This window comes from Paraburkholderia guartelaensis, from assembly GCF_004353905.1.
Classification (GTDB): domain Bacteria; phylum Pseudomonadota; class Gammaproteobacteria; order Burkholderiales; family Burkholderiaceae; genus Paraburkholderia; species Paraburkholderia guartelaensis.
Genome location: NZ_SMOD01000002.1, coordinates 427,084 through 447,431, shown reverse-complemented (window position 1 = coordinate 447,431; position 20,348 = coordinate 427,084). Strand labels below are relative to the sequence as shown.

18 protein-coding genes are annotated in these 20,348 nt (G+C 63.0%); 3 read left to right on the top strand and 15 right to left on the bottom strand.

Annotated features, from left to right (window positions below; genetic code table 11):
* Positions 1-201 precede the first annotated feature (201 nt).
* The gene (locus E1N52_RS04175; RefSeq protein ID WP_133180426.1) at positions 202-1,791 is read left to right on the top strand and encodes an aldehyde dehydrogenase (NADP(+)); all 1,590 of its coding nucleotides are present in this window, start codon (positions 202-204) and stop codon (positions 1,789-1,791) included.
* 139 nt (positions 1,792-1,930) lie between these two features.
* Here the strand turns inward: E1N52_RS04175 and E1N52_RS04170 are convergent, their stop codons facing one another.
* Positions 1,931-3,094 carry a DegT/DnrJ/EryC1/StrS family aminotransferase gene (locus E1N52_RS04170; RefSeq protein WP_133180425.1) on the bottom strand — a complete coding sequence of 388 codons (1,164 nt, stop codon included), beginning with the start codon at positions 3,092-3,094 and terminating at the stop codon, positions 1,931-1,933.
* Between the two features lie 165 nt (positions 3,095-3,259).
* Here E1N52_RS04170 and E1N52_RS04165 point away from each other — a divergent pair, with 165 nt between their 5' ends.
* Entirely contained in the window at positions 3,260-4,792 is a 1,533-nt protein-coding gene (locus tag E1N52_RS04165; protein WP_133180423.1) for a methyl-accepting chemotaxis protein, read from the top strand.
* Between the two features lie 17 nt (positions 4,793-4,809).
* On the opposite strand, the gene E1N52_RS04160 is transcribed toward E1N52_RS04165, so the two are convergent.
* The 10 genes from E1N52_RS04160 to E1N52_RS04115 form a co-directional block, all read right to left on the bottom strand.
* A complete protein-coding gene (locus E1N52_RS04160; protein ID WP_133180421.1) occupies positions 4,810-5,835 on the bottom strand; it encodes a porin in 1,026 nt (341 codons plus the stop codon).
* Between the two features lie 238 nt (positions 5,836-6,073).
* Positions 6,074-7,237 (bottom strand): lactonase family protein, encoded by a 1,164-nt coding sequence (locus E1N52_RS04155; protein ID WP_246088944.1) that lies wholly within the window; start codon positions 7,235-7,237, stop codon positions 6,074-6,076.
* A gap of 279 nt (positions 7,238-7,516) precedes the next feature.
* Positions 7,517-8,437, bottom strand: a complete 921-nt coding sequence (locus E1N52_RS04150; protein ID WP_246088943.1) for a helix-turn-helix domain-containing protein — start codon at positions 8,435-8,437, stop codon at positions 7,517-7,519.
* 206 nt (positions 8,438-8,643) lie between these two features.
* Positions 8,644-9,669, bottom strand: coding sequence for a porin (locus E1N52_RS04145; RefSeq protein ID WP_133180417.1), 1,026 nt, complete (start codon positions 9,667-9,669; stop codon positions 8,644-8,646).
* Positions 9,670-9,823: 154 nt separating this feature from the next.
* A complete protein-coding gene (locus E1N52_RS04140; protein ID WP_133180415.1) occupies positions 9,824-10,681 on the bottom strand; it encodes an HpcH/HpaI aldolase family protein in 858 nt (285 codons plus the stop codon).
* Positions 10,682-10,727: 46 nt separating this feature from the next.
* Positions 10,728-11,714: a DODA-type extradiol aromatic ring-opening family dioxygenase gene (locus tag E1N52_RS04135; RefSeq protein ID WP_133180413.1), complete on the bottom strand. Its 987-nt coding sequence runs from the start codon at positions 11,712-11,714 to the stop codon at positions 10,728-10,730.
* 130 nt (positions 11,715-11,844) lie between these two features.
* The gene (locus E1N52_RS04130; RefSeq protein WP_133180412.1) at positions 11,845-13,125 is read right to left on the bottom strand and encodes an MFS transporter; all 1,281 of its coding nucleotides are present in this window, start codon (positions 13,123-13,125) and stop codon (positions 11,845-11,847) included.
* Positions 13,126-13,223: 98 nt separating this feature from the next.
* Positions 13,224-14,075: an amidohydrolase family protein gene (locus E1N52_RS04125; RefSeq protein WP_133180410.1), complete on the bottom strand. Its 852-nt coding sequence runs from the start codon at positions 14,073-14,075 to the stop codon at positions 13,224-13,226.
* 44 nt (positions 14,076-14,119) lie between these two features.
* Positions 14,120-15,145, bottom strand: coding sequence for an amidohydrolase family protein (locus tag E1N52_RS04120; RefSeq protein WP_133180408.1), 1,026 nt, complete (start codon positions 15,143-15,145; stop codon positions 14,120-14,122).
* Positions 15,146-15,161: 16 nt separating this feature from the next.
* Positions 15,162-16,139 carry an ABC transporter substrate-binding protein gene (locus E1N52_RS04115; RefSeq protein ID WP_133180406.1) on the bottom strand — a complete coding sequence of 326 codons (978 nt, stop codon included), beginning with the start codon at positions 16,137-16,139 and terminating at the stop codon, positions 15,162-15,164.
* A gap of 425 nt (positions 16,140-16,564) precedes the next feature.
* Here E1N52_RS04115 and E1N52_RS04110 point away from each other — a divergent pair, with 425 nt between their 5' ends.
* Entirely contained in the window at positions 16,565-16,789 is a 225-nt protein-coding gene (locus tag E1N52_RS04110; protein ID WP_133180404.1) for a hypothetical protein, read from the top strand.
* Between the two features lie 86 nt (positions 16,790-16,875).
* On the opposite strand, the gene E1N52_RS04105 is transcribed toward E1N52_RS04110, so the two are convergent.
* The 4 genes from E1N52_RS04105 to E1N52_RS04090 form a co-directional block, all read right to left on the bottom strand.
* Positions 16,876-17,238 (bottom strand): copper resistance protein CopC, encoded by a 363-nt coding sequence (locus E1N52_RS04105; protein ID WP_133180402.1) that lies wholly within the window; start codon positions 17,236-17,238, stop codon positions 16,876-16,878.
* Positions 17,239-17,266: 28 nt separating this feature from the next.
* The gene (locus tag E1N52_RS04100) at positions 17,267-18,148 is read right to left on the bottom strand and encodes a hypothetical protein (protein WP_133180569.1); all 882 of its coding nucleotides are present in this window, start codon (positions 18,146-18,148) and stop codon (positions 17,267-17,269) included.
* Positions 18,149-18,281: 133 nt separating this feature from the next.
* Entirely contained in the window at positions 18,282-18,680 is a 399-nt protein-coding gene (locus E1N52_RS04095; protein ID WP_281282597.1) for a DUF2946 domain-containing protein, read from the bottom strand.
* Positions 18,681-18,851: 171 nt separating this feature from the next.
* Positions 18,852-20,336, bottom strand: a complete 1,485-nt coding sequence (locus E1N52_RS04090; RefSeq protein WP_133180398.1) for an aldehyde dehydrogenase family protein — start codon at positions 20,334-20,336, stop codon at positions 18,852-18,854.
* Positions 20,337-20,348 lie beyond the last annotated feature (12 nt).

The window sequence follows — 20,348 nt, the reverse complement described above, 5'->3', positions numbered from 1 at the left end:
GATGCCATGGCGGGCCGTACAGGTCGAAGTCGCACGTTCGTCCGGAACGTATGCGATTGTCTTCTTCCGGCACCATGACGGCTCATGGTGCGTCTATCCACCTCCCATCGTTCGGCCCGCAGTTAACTGGTTATTCAACTAGCCGCCGCGCGGGCGCAATGGCGAAGAACAATGACACACAACGCGTACCAGGAAATCGACATGACTATGAATGGTGACATGCTTATCGGCTTCGCTTCGGTGCGAGGCACCGAGGGCGAGCAGCGGGCATTCAATCCGGCTAGCAACTCGGAAATCGCAGACCCGGTGTTCGGGATGGGTGGCTCTGCGGAGGTCGAGCGCGCGGCGTCGCTCGCAGCCGCTGCTTTCGACGTTTATCGAAATGCGCCGCTCGCAAAACGTGCCGCTTTTCTCGAAGCCATTGCGGAGAATATCCTCGCGCTCGGGGACGAACTGATCGAACGCGCGCAGGCCGAGACGGGGCTGCCTGCGCAGCGCCTGCAAGGCGAGCGGGCACGCACGGTCGGACAGTTGCGCCTGTTTGCCAAAGTCGTGCGGGACGGCCACTTTCTCGCCGCCACGATCGATCATGCGCAGCCCGCACGCGAGCCGCTGCCGCGTGCGGATCTTCGCCTTGCAAAGGTGCCATTGGGTCCCGTCGCGGTGTTCGGCGCGAGCAACTTTCCGCTCGCGTTCTCCGTTGCGGGGGGCGACACGGCATCCGCACTGGCCGCGGGCGCACCCGTCATCGTGAAGGCGCACAGCGCGCACCTGGGCACGTCGAAGCTCGTAGGCAGCGCCATCCAGAAGGCTGTCAAGGAACAGGGCCTGCCCGAGGGCACGTTCTCGCTGCTGTTCGGCGCCGGTCGCAAACTGGGTGAAGCGCTGGTCTCCCATCCGGCGATCAAGGCGGTCGGCTTCACGGGCTCGCGGCAGGGTGGGCTCGCGCTGATGCGGCTTGCGAAAGCGCGTCCGGAGCCGATTCCCGTGTATGCGGAGATGAGCAGCATTAACCCGGTCTTTCTGTTCCCACACGCGCTTGCGAACCGGGCCGAGGCGATTGGCAAGGCGTTCGCCGACTCTCTGACGATGGGCGCCGGCCAGTTCTGCACGAACCCGGGCCTCGTGCTTGCCGTTGAAGGTCCGGACCTTGACCGCTTCATCAAGGCGGCGGGAGCGGCGCTGGCGTCGAAGCCGGCCCAGACGATGTTGACGCCCGGCATCTTCGATGCCTACTGCAACGGTAAGCAAAGCACGGGCGCGGTTTCGGGTGTGACGAAGGTGGCTGAAGGCGAGCCCGCGGGTGAACGCCCGAATGCCGCACAGGCAGCGCTCTATGTGACCGATGCGGCGCGCCTGCTTGCCTCGCCGGAACTGGAGGCCGAGATGTTTGGTCCCGCCTCCGTTGTGATTCGTGCGCGAGATTTCGGTGAACTGCTCGAAGTTGCCGAGCATATCGAAGGACAACTGACCGTCACGCTGCAAGTCGACGCGGCTGATCTGGTCGATGCGAAGCGCCTCTTGCCCGCGCTCGAACGCAAGGCCGGACGCATTCTGGCGAATGGCTTTCCGACGGGCGTAGAGGTTTGCCATGCGATGGTTCACGGCGGCCCCTATCCGTCGACCTCGAATTCGATGTTTACGTCGGTGGGGGCGGCAGCGATCGACCGCTTCCTGCGTCCTGTCTGTTATCAGGACTTGCCGGATAGCTTGCTTCCCGAAGCACTGCAGGCAGCCAATCCGTTAGCTGTCTGGCGTCTGGTCGATGGTGCGCCCGTTGCTCCCGTGTAAAAGACGGACACGGCGACTGCCGTTTGCGAAGTAGCGCAAAGCCGTCAAGCCGGCTTGTGAAAGGGCGATGCGACTGAATAGCGGCATCGCCCTTTCTTTGCGCCGTTTCAATGCGCAGCAGGTTCGCCGAATGCGCAACTCACCTGGAAAATTTCTCGCAGATTTCGTTCACCGCGCTGCAAACGCGCGCTATGTCGGCTTCGGTCATCTGCGTGAAGAGCGGCAGCGTGACCGTGCTTGCGCCGAAGCGCTCCGCGTGCGGGAACATGCCCGCCTTGAAACCTCGCTCGCGGTAGAGCGTGAAAAGATGAATGGCCGGGTAGTGCGCGCCCGAGCCGATGCCGCGCTCCTTGAGTTCGCCCATGAAACCGGCGCGGTCGATGGCGAGCTTGTCGAGCGGCAGCGTGATCTGGAACATGTGCCAGTTGCTGTTGGCGAAATCGGCGAGCGGCAGGCCCATGCCGAGCTTCACAGCCGTGCTGCCCTCGAGGCGTGCGAAATACGCTCGCGCGAGTGCGCGCCGCTGCGCCGTGAAGCGCTCGATGTGCTTGAGCTGCCCGAGCCCGACGCGCGCCGCCACATCCGTGAGGTTGTACTTGCCGCCAAGCACGTCGCAGTCCATACCATCGAAGCCCGTGCGCGTAATGCCTTGCAGGCGGTACTTCTGCGCGAGCACGGCTTCGGCTTCGTCATTGAGGACGAGCGCGCCGCCTTCGATCGACGTGAGGTTCTTGTTGGCGTGGAAGCTGAACGAGACGATATCGCCGATCGCGCCGATGCGCTTGCCGTTCCAGGTCGAGCCGAACGCCTGTGCGGCGTCCTCGATTACGCGCAGCTTGTGCTCGCGGGCGATCGCGTAGAGCCGGTCCATGTCGACGGGCAGGCCCGAGAGAAAGACCGGGATGATGGCTTTGGTCTTCGGCGTGATGGCGGCTTCGAGTTTGTCGAGGTCGATGTTGCGCGTGACGGGATCGATGTCGGCGAACACCGGCGTCGCTCCCACCTCGTAGATCACGTTGCTGGTGGAAACCCACGAGGCGGGCGTGGTGATGACTTCGTCGCCGGGACCCACGCCGGCAAGGCGCAAACCGATTTCGAGCGTCGCCGTGCCCGAGTTGAAGGTGCGCACGGGACGGCCGCCGCAGTATTCGGAGAGCGCCGCTTCGAACGCCTGGTTCTGCGGGCCGGTCGTGATCCAGCCCGAGCGCAGCACGTCGACGACGCCCTGGATGGTTTCCTCGTCGATTTCGGAACGCACGAATGGCAGGAATGGAAGGGGCGACTGCGAAGATGACTGGCTCATGAATGCTTGACTCGTTGTACTGAAAAATGAAATGAGGCGCGCGACGGTTTGCGAATGAATGTCCCGGCGATTCGCGCTTTCGTCCAAAGGCATGACCGCAATTGTCCGTTACTCTCGGCAGTGGAGACAATCCCCTTAGAAAAAGGGGTTTTTACAAGGTGATACATGAAACTTGTCCATCAACTTCCGCTGGCGCTGGGCGCCGCGTTGCTGGTCGCTTCGGGGGCGGGGCTATTCGGCGTGTTGCAGATGAACCGTGCCGCACACACCTATGAGCGGCTCGTTTCGGTCGACGATGCACAAGCTCGCGAGGTCGGCGACGCGCTGGTCGCATTCAAGAACCAGGTGCAAAACGGCAAGGATATTTGGGTGCGAGGCAAGGATCCCCAGCAATTTAAAAAGTACTGGGGAGCATTCCAGAAATACGAGGACACGGCGCAGACCATAACGGAAAAGCTGGCGCAAGAACTGCCGCCCGGTGACGCGCACGAGAAGATCGAGCGCTTCAACGCGTTGCATAAGCAGATGGGGGCGGCGTTTCGCGCGGCGCTCGGAAAGTTCGAAGCTTCAGGCTTCGATATCGCCGTCGGCGATCGGGCGATTGACGGAATCGACCGCGATTCCGCCATTACGTTGCGCGAATCGGGTGAGGCAATCGTCGCGCAGACTACCGTTGCCGTAGCGCTTGCAAAAGCGAGGCAGCGGCGCGCCGTGATTGCGAGCGTGAGCGTCATGGCCGTCATCGTGCTTGCGGGTGTCGTGGCTGCGTTGAAATTCTCGCGCGCGATCACGCGCAAGCTGGGTGGCGAGCCCGACGACGCGCGCGAGGCCGCCCGCCAGATCGCGAGGGGCAACCTCAACGTCGACTTGCATCTGCGCGACGGCGATACCGACAGCCTCATGGCCGCCATGCACGCGATGACGGTGGCGCTCGCGGGTATCGTCGAGCAGGTGCGCACGAGCAGCGACGCCATTGCGACCGGATCGGCGCAAATCGCGTCAGGCAACGCGTATTTGAGCCAGCGTACCGAGGAACAGGCGAGCGCGCTGCAGGAAACCGCGGCGTCGATGGAGCAGCTGAGTGCCACCGTAAAGCAGAACGCCGCGAATGCGCTCGAGGCCAGTGAGCTTGCGACCGGCGCAACGTCGATTGCGGTCGAGGGCGGGAACGTTGTTGGCTCCGTGATCGAGACGATGAAGGGCATCAACGAGGGCTCGCGCAAGATCGGCGAGATTATCGGCATCATCAACGACATCGCGGCGCAGACCAATATTCTCGCTTTGAACGCGGCAGTGGAAGCCGCGCGCGCGGGCGAGCAGGGCCGGGGCTTTGCCGTCGTCGCGACTGAGGTGCGGTCGCTCGCGAAACGCAGCGCGCAGGCCGCCCACGAAATTCGCGGATTGATCACGTCGAGCGTGGAGCGTGTCGATCAAGGCAGCGCACTCGTTGACGAGGCGGGCACGACGATGACGCAGGTCGTCGGAGCAATTCAGCGCCTGAGCGTGCTGGTCGCCGAGATCAGCAACGCGAGTGCGGAGCAGAGTACCGGCGTCGGGCAAGTCGGCGAAGCCGTCACCCAGATGGATCAAACGACCCAGCAAAATGCGGCGCTTGTCGAAGAGAGCGCGGCCGCAGCCGAGAGCCTCAAACAACAGGCTGCAAATCTTGTCGACTGCGTCGCGCAATTCAGGCTTTGAGCGCACTGCGCGCAGGTTCAGAACTTGTGCGTGAGGCCAATGATGATGCCGCGCGCGGTGGCGCCCGGCGTCACCTCGATACCGGAATACTCCGTGCCGTTGAGCGTATAAGCTGCCTCGTTGCGGTTATCGATGAGCCCCGCCGCCGCGTAGATCAGCGAAGACTTCGACAGGAAATATTCGTAGGAGAGGCCGAATTGCTGGGCGTTGTTGCCTTTGCCCGTGCGGTCATGCAGATATCCGTACATCACGGCGATCTCGTTGGCGGGATTGAACAGATACGACGCCGCAGCCGAGTACGTCGCCTCATTCTGGCTATGATCGGATTGGGTTTCCGTGTGATAGACGAGATAGAAGCGAGCCGCGTCCACCCTCAGTGACGTGGCCGCTGTAAAGACCTTCTGCACTGAGGTTCCTGCCGCGTTGTCCTGCTGGTCGTAGCCTGCTGCGAGATGCCACGGACCATTGATGTATTTGACTACGGCGTTATACGCCTGGATGCCGTTGGTCGGTTTGGTCGTCGAGTCGCGCATGGACACGAGGAACTGCGCGGTGAGACCGTGCCAGCTCGGCGTGAAGTAGGTGATGGCGTTGCTGGCGCGCACGGATACGTCGTCGAAATCGTTGAGCGGCGAGGCAATCGACTTCGCGGCCAGCGGGTCGAGTTCGCCGTCGAGATACAGATATTGCGGTTTCTTTTGCCGCCCAAAGCGCAATTCGCCAAAGTTCCCCGACATGCCGACCCACGCAAGGCGATTGAACGCGTCGGCGGAGTTCTGTGCGGCGCCATTGACCGCCGAGAATCCTTGTTCGAGCTGGAAATTGACGTGAATGCCGCCGCCAATGTCCTCGTGGCCGATCAAGCCGTAGACGGTCGCGAACATGCCGCCTGACGACGCGCGGATCACGTGATTCGCACCATCGTTTTGATATTCGATGCCGTTGTCGACAATACCGTAAAGCGTGACTGAGGATTGCGCATGCACTGCCTGAAAAGCGCACGACGAAACGACTGCTGCCGCTGCGAGAAGAGTCTTGTTCATTTATCTCCGGATTTTCTATATCTATTATTTCGGCGATCGATCTCCATTTAATGAAGTTAGTACGCCGAATAGTGCTACTGCGAGATAAATGATAGAAAATCGGAGGAATCGCGTCCCTGTAATAAATGATGATTCTCTGGTATTTTTATCTGAAGAATCTCTGCCTGCGGGATTTGATGAGGATGAGGCGTCGACGAATGGCGACGCAACGTTGCGGCGCCATTTGCGACATGTTGTGTTATTTCACGAACGCAATGCTGGTGGGGTCGGGGACATTGGACGACTGGCCGCTGGCGGAAACCTTACCCGTCACGTGATCGATGCGAAATACGCTCACATTGCCGCTGCGCTGGTTGGCAACGAACAGCCATTTGCCCGACGGGTCGATCGAAAAGCCCCACGGTTTCTCGCCGCCCGAGGGCGTGCGCTGCACTTCGGCGAGCTTCCCTGTGGAGGCATTCACGCGATAAACGACCAGTTCATTTTCGCCGCGGTCTTCGACATAAATAAATCGCCCGTCCTTGCTGAGCGCCATCTCGGCCCCGCTCTTTGCGCCTGCGAACCCTTCGCTGCTCAGCGGCAGCGATTGGACGAGCGAGAGTTGGGCATTTGACGCGTCCCAGCGCAACACCATGAGTTCCGCGCTGATCTCGTTGAGGACGTACGCATATTTCCCTGTGGCGCCGAATGCAAGGCGCCGCGGGCCGCTCCCGGGGGGCGCGACGAACGCACGCGGTGAGGCGCCGTCCAGTTGCGTCAAGGCGCGGGTCTTGCGGTCGAAGCCGTAGATGAACACACGATCGGAACCGAGGTCCGGCACGAAGGCGTAGCGGCCCGACGGGTCGAGCGTCACGCCGTGTGCGTGCGCGCTGGTCTGACGCGGGCTCGGGCCGGAGCCGGTCTCTTCGATCGTCGATTCGAGCGTCCCGAGGCTGCCGTCGCGATTGACCGCAACGCTCGATACGGAACCGCTGTTGTAGTTCGCGCCGAGCAACGTGGAGGACGGGGTATCGAAGCGCAAGAACGTGGTGCCGCGGCCGCCCGTGCGTACGTCGTTGATGGGGGCGAGCGAGCCGGTGCTGCGATCGACCTTGTATGCCGTGATGCTGCCTTCCTTGTCGCGGTCGTCGTCGACTGCGTACAGGATCGGCAATACGGGATGCGCGGCGACCCACGTGGATTTGAGCCCCTGCGCGACAGGACCGATGGCGCTCAGTTCGCCGGTCGCGACGTCAAAGCGCAAGGCACTGATTTGCTGATGCAGCGTGCCCACGTAGACATATTCGGTGTCAGCGTTCGCCGGCAAGGTTGCGGCCATCGCTTGCGCCGAGAGTGCGCATGCGACAAGGCCAACCAGGGTTGCGTAGCGCGCCATGCGCGCCGGTTTCACGAGTTTCGCCATATTCGATTTGACCGGACTACGAGTGAAAATGAACCATTGCCGCCTCAATGCAACAGAAGGGCAGCAAACCGGAAAACGAGAAAAGGGTATTCCCAGCACCTGGGCAGGTCCCTGCACAAAATCCGGATTCGCTGGCACTTTTCCGTTGAACCAGGGAAGATACTGGTGGGAGATGCGCGGAGCGAAGTGTGCGTGGAAGGAACGGAAAGGAATCGATGCGCGCGCCGCGCGAGGCCAGGCACCTGGCGCCAGCTCGCTTTCGGCGGCGAGACGTTGAAACTATCGCCGCGCGTCGCTGCGAAACTGGCTTGGCGCCTGCCCGACTTCCCTGCGAAAGAAGCGCGTGAAATACGCGGCGTCCGCGAAGCCCAGCCAGAACGCGATTTGCTCCACCGACATGTCGCCGAAAATGAGTTCACGTTTCGCTTCGGTAATAATGCGCGCGTGAATCATTTTAGTCGGGCTTTTTTCCGCGGCGGAGGCGCATGCGGCGCGCAACTGGACGAGCGATACCGCAAGCATCGAAGCGTATTCCTGGAGCGGCAGATTGCTGCGGTAGTGCTCGTCAATCAGCTTGCGGAACCGCTCTACAAGGCGCACATCGTGGCGCGGCACGCTGTCGTTGACCGTCTGCTCGAGGCGCGTTTCGCGAATCAGCGTCAATAGCAGCATCGTCAACAAGGCTTCGGTTCCGGTGACCTGGCCCACCGCATCGGACTCCACTTCCTGCTTCAGCCGCTGAATCAGGGTGTAGAACTCGCCGGCGGCGTCGGCGCTATGCGCGAACGGAATCATGCGCGGCGACGACCAGAGCCCGATGAACTCGTGAAGCTTCGCGTTGACCTGCGTGAGATAGGACACTTCGATCGTGACGACCCACCGGTCGACATCGATTTCATAGTCGAGACCGTGGATACATTCGGTGGGCACCAGCAGTGCGCAGGGTCCTTCGAACGGCACGCTGCGGCCTTCCAGATTCATGACGCCGCGGCCGTTGCGCACGAAGATCAGTTGCCCGTATGCCGGATGTGCGTGGGGCTCGGTGCGCCAGCGCCCGCGCTCGGTCACGTGGCCGACGTGCACAAACCAGTTTTCCTCTTCGGGCTGCTCGACGTAAAGCCGAACCTTGGGAACCGCGGTAAGACGGCTTTCACCGGCCGTTTTGCGCGGGGGCTTGCTGATCATTGCACCGTGTGCCATGCGGTCTCCTGGACGGCCGCTCATGCGGGGCCGCCATTGCGATTGGAATTTCGCCTGAACGCTGTACCTTCAGGCCGGGCACGCGTGCGCCTCTGAAAGAGGGGCGGCGAATATCGTCATATTTTTTCATGGATCGGCGGCAAGGCGAATTGCGATATACCCCGAGACCGGCGCCGGAACTTTTTGGGGCCGGTCCCACCATTTCGTCAGAATGTATGCACCATGCCAAGAATGACGCCGCGCGTATTCGAACCCGGCGCCACCGTGACCCCGCCGTATGCGGTGCCGTTGAGCGTGAAACTCGCCTGATTGCGGTTGTTGATGAAACCGGCCGACGCGTACAGTGTCGTGCGCTTCGACAGATAGTGCTCGTAGGTCATGCCGATCTGCTGGGCATTGTTGCCTTTGCCGGTGCGGTCGTGCGCGTAGCCGTACATCAGCGCGAGTTGGTCCGCCGGGCTGAAGTTCCAGGAACCGGAAGCTTCATACACGTCACGCTTGATGCTGTTGTCGGTCTGATGCTCCGTGTGATACGCGAGATAGAAGCGCGCCGGGCCGACGCCGACCGATGCCCCTGCGTTGAACACCTTCAGCGTTGACGTGCCGGTGGCGTTGTCCGCCTGCTCGTAACCCGCCGCGATTCTGAACGGTCCGTTCTCGTAGCGCGCGGCCGCGTTGTAGAACTGCAGGCCGTTGCTCGGCTTGGTCGTGGCATCGCGCATCGCGACCATGAACTGCGCACTCAACCCATAGACCGTCGGCGTGAAGTACGAGATCGCGTTGTTGACGCGGATGGTCAGCGAGTTGAAGTTGAGCATCGGCGAGCCCATGCTCATCACAGCGACCGGATCGAGTTCCCGGTTCAGGAAAATATACTGCGGCGTATTTTGCAGGCCAAAGCGCACTTCACCGAAGCCGCCCGAAAGTCCCACCCACGCCTGCCGGTTGAAGGCTTCCGCGGAATTGGCGGCGGCGCCGGTCATCGCGGAAAAACCCTGCTCCAGCTGGAAATTGACGTGCAGCCCGCCGCCGATATCCTCGCTGCCTTTCAAACCATAACGGCTCGCAAACAGTCCGCCCGAGGTGGCGCGCACGACGGCGCCGTTGCCACCGTTCTGATATTCGACGGCGTTGTCGATCACGCCGTAGAGCGTGACGGACGACTGCGCATGAGCGATATTAAGAAGGCAGGCCGACGCAACGCCGGATGCCATGACCAACACTTTCTTCATTCTTGTCTCCAACGTTACTTATAGTTATTGCAATCATTTACCCGTGGGTGCGGGGGCATTCATCTCCATTCTTCTTGGTAATTCGTAAACCTAAATAATCGATTAGAAGGCCGCCGCTTCTAGCCGGCCCGTGGGTCGTCAACCCACAGGCGCTTCAGTACCCCGCCATTTCGCGCGCCGCGCCAACCACGCCGTAGCTGCGCGTGGGCGCCGACATGAGGAAGCGGTACCCTTCCTGAATGAGCCGCTGGTGGTTCTTCGCCGTGACGTGCGGATTGCCGACCACGACGTTGTGCTTGTGGCAGGTCTCGACGATCCGGCGCATGGCGTCGAGCACTTCCGGGTGTTCGTACTGTCGCGGAAAGCCTAGTTCCTGGCTGAGGTCGCCTTCGCCAATCAGGATGAAGCCGATGCCAGGCACATTGGCGAGGATGTCGTCGAGGTTCTCGATTGCCTGCGTGCTTTCGCACATAAGGCCCACGAGAATCTCGCCTTGCGGGGCGAGCGGCCATACGTCGGCCTTCTCGTAGTATTCCTGCATCGACAGCCCCCAGTAGCGCGCTGCATTGGCCGGGCCGTCGCCACGCACGCCCTTGGGCTCGTAGAGCGGTGCATGTTTCGGGCGCGCGTAGCGGCACGAGGCGACCGCGTTATAAGCCTGCTCGACGGTGGCGATATGGGGCCACACGACGCCGTACGCGCCGCGATCGAGCACCTGCTTCGCGAAGGCCTGATTCATCTCCGCGCCGTTGGCGGGAATACGGGCGATGGGCGTGACGCGCGGTGCCACCGAGCCCGACTCGGCGATCTGCTTGCGGTTGAGCATGTACTGCATGGCGTCGCCGAGCGCAGCGACGTCATACGGGTTGTGCTCCATTTCGAACACGATGCCGTCGTAGGGCGCGTCGCTCATCTCGATGGCGGTCTGCTTGTCGAGCTTGGAGAATGCAGCGAACGCGGGCTTGCCGGATTCGAACGCACGAATGATGCCGTTCAGGCGGGTGTTGCTCATCGGTATGTCTCTCATCCACGGAAGTGAAAAGGGCGGTGCGTTTGGCTCACTCGTCCGCTTTCCAGTACATGAAGCCCATGCCTTCGCCGGTGCCGGCAGGCGTGCGCCAGCAGGGGACGTAATCGACCAGCGTCATCTCGGCGCCGGTTTCCTGCACCGCCTTCATCACGCTCACGTAGAGCTTGATTTCGGAAGTGCCGGACTGATACGAGCGGTCGTCCACGGCGGCCAGGCCGTCGTAGTCGTAGGTCGCGAGCATCTTCATGATGCGGTGGTCGAACTCCTCGTCGTTCACGAAGTGCGAGAGTCCGCCCGAGGCGAAAATGCCGACGCGCACGTCTTCGGGCCAGGCCGTGATCGCATCGCGCAGCACGCGGCCGAACTCGATGCAGCGCGACATCGAGGGCTGCGTCGGCGGGTAGAAGCAGTTCATGATGATCGGCACGTGCGGCGGCGGATTGTCGTCCATGATCTGGTGATAGACGAAGCTATACGCGTGCGGCACGACCGGGTACTCGGGGAGCGGCTTCATCCACACGTTGTCGGGCCATGCGAACAGATCGGCGAGATCGAAGCCGTTCGCCTGGAAGTGGTTGATCAGGTACGCGGCCAGTTCCGGGTGGCAATCGTGCGTGACATGGTGGTCGGGCGCGTAGACGGATCGCTGCGGCGGACCGTTATGGACTTCCTCGCCGCTGAAGATCGCGATGGAAGGTGAGAAGTCCGTAAAGATCTCCTTCTGGTCCTTGCCGAGAATGATCGCCACGTCGATCTTTGCGTCGCGATACGCGGCCGCCATCTTGTCGAGCGCGGCGCGGCAGCGCGCGGCGCGTGCCGTGCGTTCTTCGAGCGTGAGGAACGGCGCGAACGCGGCCTCTCGGTGGGCTTCAAGTTCGGGGTAGGTCCACGTCCGGTTGCGGAACCACAATTCCGGATTGTTGCGGTCGCGCTCGCCGTTCTTCAACCAGTCTTCCGGCGCCTGGCCGAGCATGCCGCTGTGCGGCACCGCCATCCCGAATACGATTTTCGCCATGTATGTTGTTTCCAGTTTTTCAGTCGGTCGCCACGGAAAAGGCCGTTGGCATTATTTGGGTGGCAGGCGCTCGCAGGCGGGCGCCGCCGTTGCTTTGCTTTGGACTACGATGATTCGATTTCCGTGGGGATCACGCCTCGCGCAGTTCGCGCTGCGGCTCGCTGACCTTCGGCGCCCAGTCAGGGCGATAGAGGATCGCCGTAGCTGCCGCGCCCACGAGCAGGAACACGAAAATCACCATCATCGGCAGGTCGTAGCTTCCGCCCACATGCAGCAGCCACCCCGAGAGGCTTGCGGCAACACCGCCTGCGAGGCTGGTCGCGACCTGCTGCACGCCGGTCACGAGACCCACGGTCTGCTTGGGGATCAGGGTGAGCCGCGACAGCACGAGATTGTTCGCGGTGGTCAGGCCGAGCAGCGAAAGCGAAAGTACGTTCCAGAAGAGGGCGGTTTCGAGCGTGTTCGCATAGGCGCCCAGCAGAACCGTGCAGCCGCCAAAGAAGCCCGCGATGATGAACGCCTTGCGCACGAAGATCGCATTGCCGCCGCGCGCGATGATGCGGTCCGCCGCCCAGCCCGCAATGGCCGCGACGATCGCGATGCCGGCGAAGCTGAAGAACGTGAAGATGCCCGATTTGCCGATCGACAGACCGCGCTGCTCGACAAGGTAGGCGGGCATCCACGTCATGCAGTAAAACGTGAAGTAGCCGTAGCAGAAATTCGTGATCATGCCGCCCCACACCATCGGGCTCGACAGGATGCTGCCGAAGCTGACCGTGCGGGCGCTGCGATTGGCCTCGCGCACGGAGTCGCGAGAGGGCAGGTCGTTGCGCACGAGGAGCAGCCAGGGCACGAGCCAGAGCAGCCCGACGAGGCCGGTGGCGATGAACATCGCCTTCCACGAATAGTTGACGATGAACCATGCGGCGACCGGCGCGCCGATTGCCGGGCCGAACTTGTTGCCCATTGCGAGAATGCCCACGGCGAGGCCGCTCTGGCTTTCGTGAAAGTTGTTGCGAATCCAGCGGTAGCTGGCCGGGATCACGATTGCTTCGGCAATACCGACGAGCAGTCGCATGACGACGAGGGCCGCAAGCGTCGTGACGGCGCCCATCAGCGCAGTGGCCGCACACCACAGCGCAAAGCAGATCGCATAGGGCCATTTCACGCCGTAGCGGTCCGAGACCCAGCCCATTGGCACCTGAAAGAGCCCATACGACCAGAAGAATGCGGAGTTGATCCAGCCGCGGTCGACGTTGGTCAGCGAAAAGTGCCGAATGAAGTGGCTATCCGCGAGAACGCTGGAAATGCTGGTGCGGTCGATAAAGGACGTCAACACGCCGATCGCGAGCAGGGCAAGCACGCCCCAGTTGCTCACGACGCTCGATCGTTCTGTTTTGCTCGTCTCCATCTGCTTTTTTCATACCTCAATCGATTCTGTTTCATGGCCGGGCAGCATGCAGGATGCGTGCCGCCCGGCCGCAATGGCCGCCGGTTGAAGGCGCCGGCTCAGAGCAGAGCCGGATACAGCTTGTGTGCCGTCTTGCCGAAAATCCACGCGCGGTCCGCAGCGTTCAGGCATTGCAGCCCTGCCTGCGCCGTCGCGAGAATGTCCTGTAGCGTACCCGGCGAAGTGGGGAAATTCGACCCCCACGCCATACGCTGCGCGCCGAAAGCATCGACCACGCGCGGGAAAAACGTCTCGGCGCTCGCGCGTTCTTTCTTCACGTCGCCGAAAATGCGCGGCGTGAGCTTCAGGAAAATGTTCTCGTACTGCGCGAGGTCGAAGAGGCTTTGCGCCTTCGCGTACGGCGCGCCGTCGGTCACATCGGGGCGGCCGAGATGGTCGAGGATGATGGGCACGCCCGGGAAGCGCTTTGCGAGCGCGGTGACCTGCGGCAGTCCAACCGGACCCGTCTGAATGCACATCGGCAGCCCGAGGTCCGCGCACAGTTCCCACGCGGGAAACGCGCGTGGATCGTCCAGCTCGCTCGGGTCGAATTCCTTCGTACTGCCACCGGTAAAGAGGCGCAGCCCTTCGAGGCCGCGCTCGACCCATTCGCGAATGCGCTGCGGCGCGTCGGGCTGCAGCACGTCCACGGAGCCCACGGCCACGAGACGATCCGCATAGCGCGCGCAACTGTCGGCCACGTAGCTGTTGTCGAACCCGTAGGTGGTCGACGAATGCACCACAGCGGCCTTGCCGACGCCGGCTTCGTCCATCGCGGCGATCAACGTTTCGACGGTAGTGGGGCGCTCCTGCGACCAGTCCGAGCGCTTGCCGAAGAGAGGCGCGGGCGGATAGCGGTCTTCGTTGTCGGAAATGATGTGCGGGTGAATGTCAACGATTGAGGATGGCATGGGTGTCCCGATTGTTTTTTGATTACCTGCAGGGGGAGCGAAAATCATTTGCCGCGCGCCTTTAGCCGTGCATCGAGTCGCGGATAGACGCGCCGGGCGTTCCCTTCGAAGATCTTGAAGCGGTCCTCGTCGGTGAGCGCCGGGCAGGCATCGAGATAGCGCTTCGTGTCGTCGAAGTAGTGGCCCGTGCAGGGGTCCTTGCCGCGCACGGCGCCGATCATCTCCGAGCCGAACAGCACATTGCTCGACGGAATCACCTTCGTGAGCAGTTCTACGCCCGGCTGGTGATACACGCACGAATCGAAGAAGATATTGTTCAGCAGTCCTTCGAGCGGGCGGTCGCGCATTTCGAGCGACATGCCGCGGTAGCGGCCCCAGTGGTAGGGCACCGCGCCGCCGCCGTGCGGAATCACGAGGCGCAGCGTGGGGAAGTCGCGGAAAAGATCCGACTGCAGAATCTGCATGAACACCGAGGTGTCCGCATTCAGATAGTGCGCCCCGGTGCCGTGAAAGCATGGGTTGCACGAAGCGGCCACGTGGATCATGGCGGGCACGTCGAGTTCGCAGAGCGCCTCGTAGAGCGGATACCACTCGCGGTCCGTCACCGGCTTGCCGGTCCAGTAGCCGCCGCTCGGGTCCGGGTTCAGGTTGCAGCCGACAAAGCCCATTTGCTCGACGCAGCGGCGCAGCTCGGCCACGCTGTTGGCGGGCGCCACGCCCGGCGACTGGGGCAACTGGCAGACCGGCGCGAAGTTGTCCGGAAACATCTCGGTCACGCGGTACACGAGATCGTTGGAGATTTCGGCCCACTCGCGGCTCGTGCGCTCATTGCCGAGGTGGTGGCTCATGAGACCGGCGATCGGCGAGAACAGCGTGAGATCGCTGCCGCGTTCGCGCTGGAGCTTGAGCTGGCCGTTGCCGATCGCTTCGCGGATCTGGTCGTCGCTGACCCACGCGCCGGCGCGCGAAGGCGCGTTCGCCGGGTCGTTGGCAAACTCGACCTGGGTGGCGCGCCAGTTCCTGAACGAGGCGGGAACCGTCGTGAAGTGGCCGTGGCAATCGATGATCATGGTGTCTTCCTGCGGATCAGCGGGCCAAGGGGTCGACGAACAGCTCGCTCATGGACATGCGGCGCGGCGTGAGCCCCTGCTTGAACGCGGTCGCTTCGAGCGCTTCGATGGTCTTGCGGTTTTCCTCGATGCCGTAGGGCAGCGGGTCGTGGCCGACGATCTTGCGCAGTTCCAGATACTTTTTGTCCCCGGCGCTTACGGCCTCGCCTGCGTCGAGGCGCGCGAGCCATTCCTGCTTGGCTTGCGCGAAGGCGTCGTAGAGCGACTTCGCGATCCACGGATGCTCGGCGAGCACCGAGTCCTTCACGACGATGGTGCCGTGCATCGGGTAGATGCCGGTGCGCGCGTAATACTCCTTCTCGAGTTCGGCGGCGTGGGGCAGCAGGTCGGGGTAGTCGGCCTCGACTTCCTTCCAGCCGCCAGTGGGCGCGCCCGTGCGGCCGATGCCTGCCGCTGCCGCGAAGCCCGCCGCGAGTTCGCCGCTTGCCATCATGTCGGCAAGTGAGCTGCCAGCCGGCGCGTGCACGACATTCGAAGGCAGCTCGAGTTGCGTGACGTGCTCCTCGTCGTCCACGACCCACGTGACTTTGGACGAATCGAGCCCGAACTCGTCGATCAGGACCTGGCGCGTCCAGACGCCCGTAGTAACGGAGTAGGCGCGCACGCCGACCTTGCGGCCTTCGAGGTCCTTCGGGTGCTTGATGCCGGCTTCGGGGCGCACGAGCAGGCCGCCGTGGTGGAACCGGCGCGTGACGAAGATCGGCAGGCCGACGAAGGGCGCGCCGTAGGCGCGAGCGATGATATAGGTGGTCGGGGCCAGTTCGCAGACGTCGAACTCGACGTCGCGCACCATGCGGCGGAATGCGCCGATCTGCGGCTGGACTGTGACGAATTCGGCATCCACGCCTTCGATGGGGATCGATCCGTTGCGAATTGCCGAGGTATGCGGGTGTTCACCGACCGCAAGTTTGAGCCGCACTTTCTGAGCCAACATCCTTCTCCCTGAAATTTGCTGCCGGGGGCCTGGATAGGGGCCGACGCCGGACGGATCACTTCGATGGAGAGAGAATATTTGACCTGGGTACGCGCGTCCCTATACAAAAGGGAGATTCGATGGCACTTTTTGAAGCTCGATGGGGGGAGGCAGGCGGGGCATTAGCGTTTTCCCGCAGGCCACGCCGAGCGTCCCCGCTGGCCCATTATTTGGTCTTTTCGCAAGCTCCTGGGTGTGCTTGCGCCGGGGACGTCCGAAGCGTCATGATGCGGGCGCCTCGGAAATTAATCGGATAACTAACTATTAAGGTGTAAAACCGTACACCGCATCGCGGGAACCAAACCGAATCGCCCCCGTTTATTTCACCAGCATTTCAGCGCCGTTCCCCTTAAAATTGCATGATCCTGCTGTACCGGAGCACTACCATGGAACGAAAGAAAGCTGAACACATCCTGCTCGAAGCCGACGAAATCGCCGGCCTGGTTCTCAACGGCTTCGACATGACGATGGAAACCGACGCCGGGCGGGCGCTCTACGATCGTACGTTTAATGCCTATATCCACAACGAAATCGGCGACTTGCCTGTTGGGGAGTTGTACGACGCCTTGAACGGCTCGCCCGAAGCCTTTTCCGCAACCACGCCGCAGTAAGCCGGCGCCCCGCCAGATAACCACGAACGAGCCACGCTGCGAAACCGCAAGAAGTCGCAGTATGGCCTCATCTTGTCGTTACACGTTCACTTCACGTCGAACGAGTAATGTCCGGTCGTGCGATGCCCATCGGCGGCAACCGCGACCCACACCACCGAATACTTTCCGGGCGTCAACGCGTTCAGCGCAACCGACATGCGCTTGTTGTTGCCCGCATCGACCTTGGCTTTCTCGCGGATGACCGATTTGCCTTGCGCGTCGGTCACGTCGATGGAGCTGAAGGCGGGCTCGAGACCATCGTCGAAGTCGATCACGACCGCGTTGAGCGTGGCCGGCGCGGTCGATCCAGCGGGCGGTTCCTGATGCGTCGGATAAGCGTGCGCCCACGCGAGGTGGGCGGCGAGTAGCGCGATCGAGGCGACAGCCGTGCGCAATGTAGCGAGTTTCATGGCGATATTCCTGTGTGAATGTGCGGGCTTACTGGAACAGCGGCTTGCCGATCGTGCGCGGCGCGACATCGTCGAAGAAGATGTGCACCTGCGCGAGGATGCCGACGTGCGAGCCGCTCGCCCGGTTGATCGGGATCTGCGCTTCGATGCCGAGCTGGCCGTAGCGGTTCATCCAGATGAAGCCCGGGTTGACGGTCCCGGTCGTTTGTCCCTGGCTGCGCGAGAGGGGCACTTCGACTAGCGGGATGAGGTTGGAAAACGGCTGCGGCAAGCCGAGGTCGTGTACGTGCTGCTGCAGGTAGGGCAGGCTGTACTGGAACGTGAACCCATAGTCGAACGAGTTCGGCTGGCCACCGCCGGTTGTGAACGACGGTCCCGCTTCGCCCGTGATGGCGATGGGTCGCAGCCATGCGATCGAGTCGGGCAGATCGCCCATGCCCTTGCCGGCGAAGACCGTGGGCGAGATCGTCGAGAAGTTGGCGGCGATCGCGCGACTGCCTGTGCCGCCGAGTTCGGCGTTCACGCCGACCGAGGTCATGAATTCATGCGCGTCGTTCACGTAGAGCAGGTACTTGAGCCCCACGCCGAAGTTGTCGAAGCCGCGCGCGGTGGGGTTGTTCTGCATGACGTAGCTGCCGTCCACGGAGAAGGCGAGCCGCGGCGTGATGAGCTTGTCGTACTCGAAGCTGTAGGTGTTGATGCTTTGGTCGCCGGCGTCGCCCGGCACGCGCTGGTGCCCGAATTCGAGGTTGGCTTCGTCGCCTACGCCGGGGTCGTCGACGGAAAGCGTGGAGGGGAAAACGCGGTCGCCCGCGATGGCGTGTGGATGGGCCACGCACGGTCCGAGCAGCAGCGCGCAGCCGATGAGCCGACTCAGCGCGCGAAGGTGTGCGGGTACGCCCAGCGCCATGCGGCTGGACGGCGATTGGTCAGACATGGGTTGTCCTGTCGAGGAACGAGGCACGCGTGCGAGCCACGGCGGCGCGCGTGCAGGCCCGGCGACACGCTGGGCGTATCGGCCGGGATTGGCATGGTCGATCGAGTCAGGACAGGGGTGGGGCGCGCGCGTGGATGTGGCTCGCGGGCGCAGCGAGGCGAACGCTTTCGAACTGCGCCGCGATGCGCGCCTGCACGAGCTGGCCGACGACGAACAGCGCAACGGGCACGCCGGACACGACGGGCAGGTGCGCGAAGAAGCTGCAATAGCCGCAGTCCTGCATGTCGCCGGGCGTTGCGTTCGTGGCGTGCGTGCTAGTTGCGCCGCTCGTGCCGTGAACGTGGCGCTCCATCGAAGGCATGCCGCAGGGCGCGCGTTCCACCGTGCCGGGCGTCATCTGCATGGCCTGGGCGGCAAGCAGGTGCGAAACCACGGGCGCGAGCGTCGCCATGAGGAGCGCAAGCGTCCCCAATAGACTGCCCAGCCTGAGATGGAATCGGCGCACGGCGCGGAGCGGAAAGTGGCGAAAATATTGGGGGGATTATGCCACGCAAGCGGCAAACCCCGCCGCGCCGCCTACGGCGGCGCCGGCCGTCAAAGCGTCGCGGCCGCGCAGGTTGCGTGCGAGGCCGCGATCAAGCCCGCGCGAGGCGGGCGTGAGGCACGCGTGAAGCAATCAGCCGCGCAGGCCGACCGTGTGACGCAATTCCTGGTAGCTGCGCAAGCCCGCGACGCCAAGCTCGCGGCCGATACCGCTCAGGCCGAAGCCGCCCCAGCACACTTGCGGAAAGATCAGTTGCGGAGTGTTGACCCAGACGAGCCCGGCGCGCAGCTGCGCCTTGTAGCGTCGCGCGGCCTTTTCGTCGCTCGTCACGACTGTGGCCACCAGTCCGTAACGCGTATCGTTGGCAAGGGCGATTGCTTCGTCATCCGAACGGAATGATTTCACGCAGGCGACCGGCCCGAAGATTTCGTCGGTCCACAGTACGTTGTCCGCCGCGGGTTCCGCAACGACGACTGCCGCCATGAAGAAGCCGTCGCCGCATGCGGGATCGAGCTGGCCCGCGAACGCGATCTGCGCGCCCGCTTCGACGCCTTGCGCCACGAGGGAGGCCACGCGCGCGTGTTGCGCCGCGCTGATGAGCGGCCCCATCGCTGCGTCCGCACCCTGAGGCGGCGCGACCACGACGGCTCGCACCGCTGTCTCGAACGCGGCCATGAACTTGCGATACACGTTGTCGTGCACGAGGATGCGCGCGGTGGCCGAGCACATCTGCCCGGCGTTGGTGAAAGCACCGCCCACCGCGAGCGAGACGGCCTGCACGACGTCGGCGTCTTCGCGCACGATCAGCGCGGACTTGCCGCCCAGTTCGAGCGTAAGGCGCTTCATGTCCTGCGCGGCGGCCTGCATGACCTTGCGGCCCGACGCCGTGCTGCCGGTAAATGAGATCTTGTCGACGAGCGGATGCGTCGTCAGCCATGCGCCGACCTCGCCGCCGCCGTTGACCACGTTCACGACACCGTCGGGCACGCCCGCTTCGCTCACGATTTCGGTGAGCATGTGCTCGGTGGGCGAGGTGAGTTCCGAAGGCTTGATGACGACCGTGCAGCCCGCAGCCAACGCGGGTGCGAGTTTCCAGGCCGTCGTGACCATCGGGAAATTCCACGGCACGATCAGCGCCGCGACGCCGACGGGTTCGTGCACGCGTTCGGCCAGCAGCGCGTCGTCCGGTACCGCGACCGGCTCGGCGGCGAACACCGACGCGTCTTCGCACAAGCCAGCGTAGTAGTTGAACGTCGCGATGGCGTCGCTCACGTCGAGGTCCGCTTCGAACGGTGGCTTGCCGCTCACCTGCATCTGCATGGCAGCGAGGCGTGCGCGGTCGGCTTCCAGCAATTCGGCGATCTTGCGCAGCAGCTTGCCGCGCGCGGCGGGTGTGGTATGCCGCCACGCGATGAGCGCATCGTGCGCGGCGTGCACGGCGCGATCGACCATCTCGGCCGTCGCGTGCTCCTGCCAGCCGATCGTTTCGCCCGTGGCCGCGTTGCAGATGCGCGAGCACACTTCTCTCTCTGCGGCGCAAAAGGTTGCGCCCGCAATCGTGGCCGCGGGCAGCACAAAGGCCTCACCGTCGATCTGGCGTTCGGTATTGGTAGCCATGATGATTCTCCT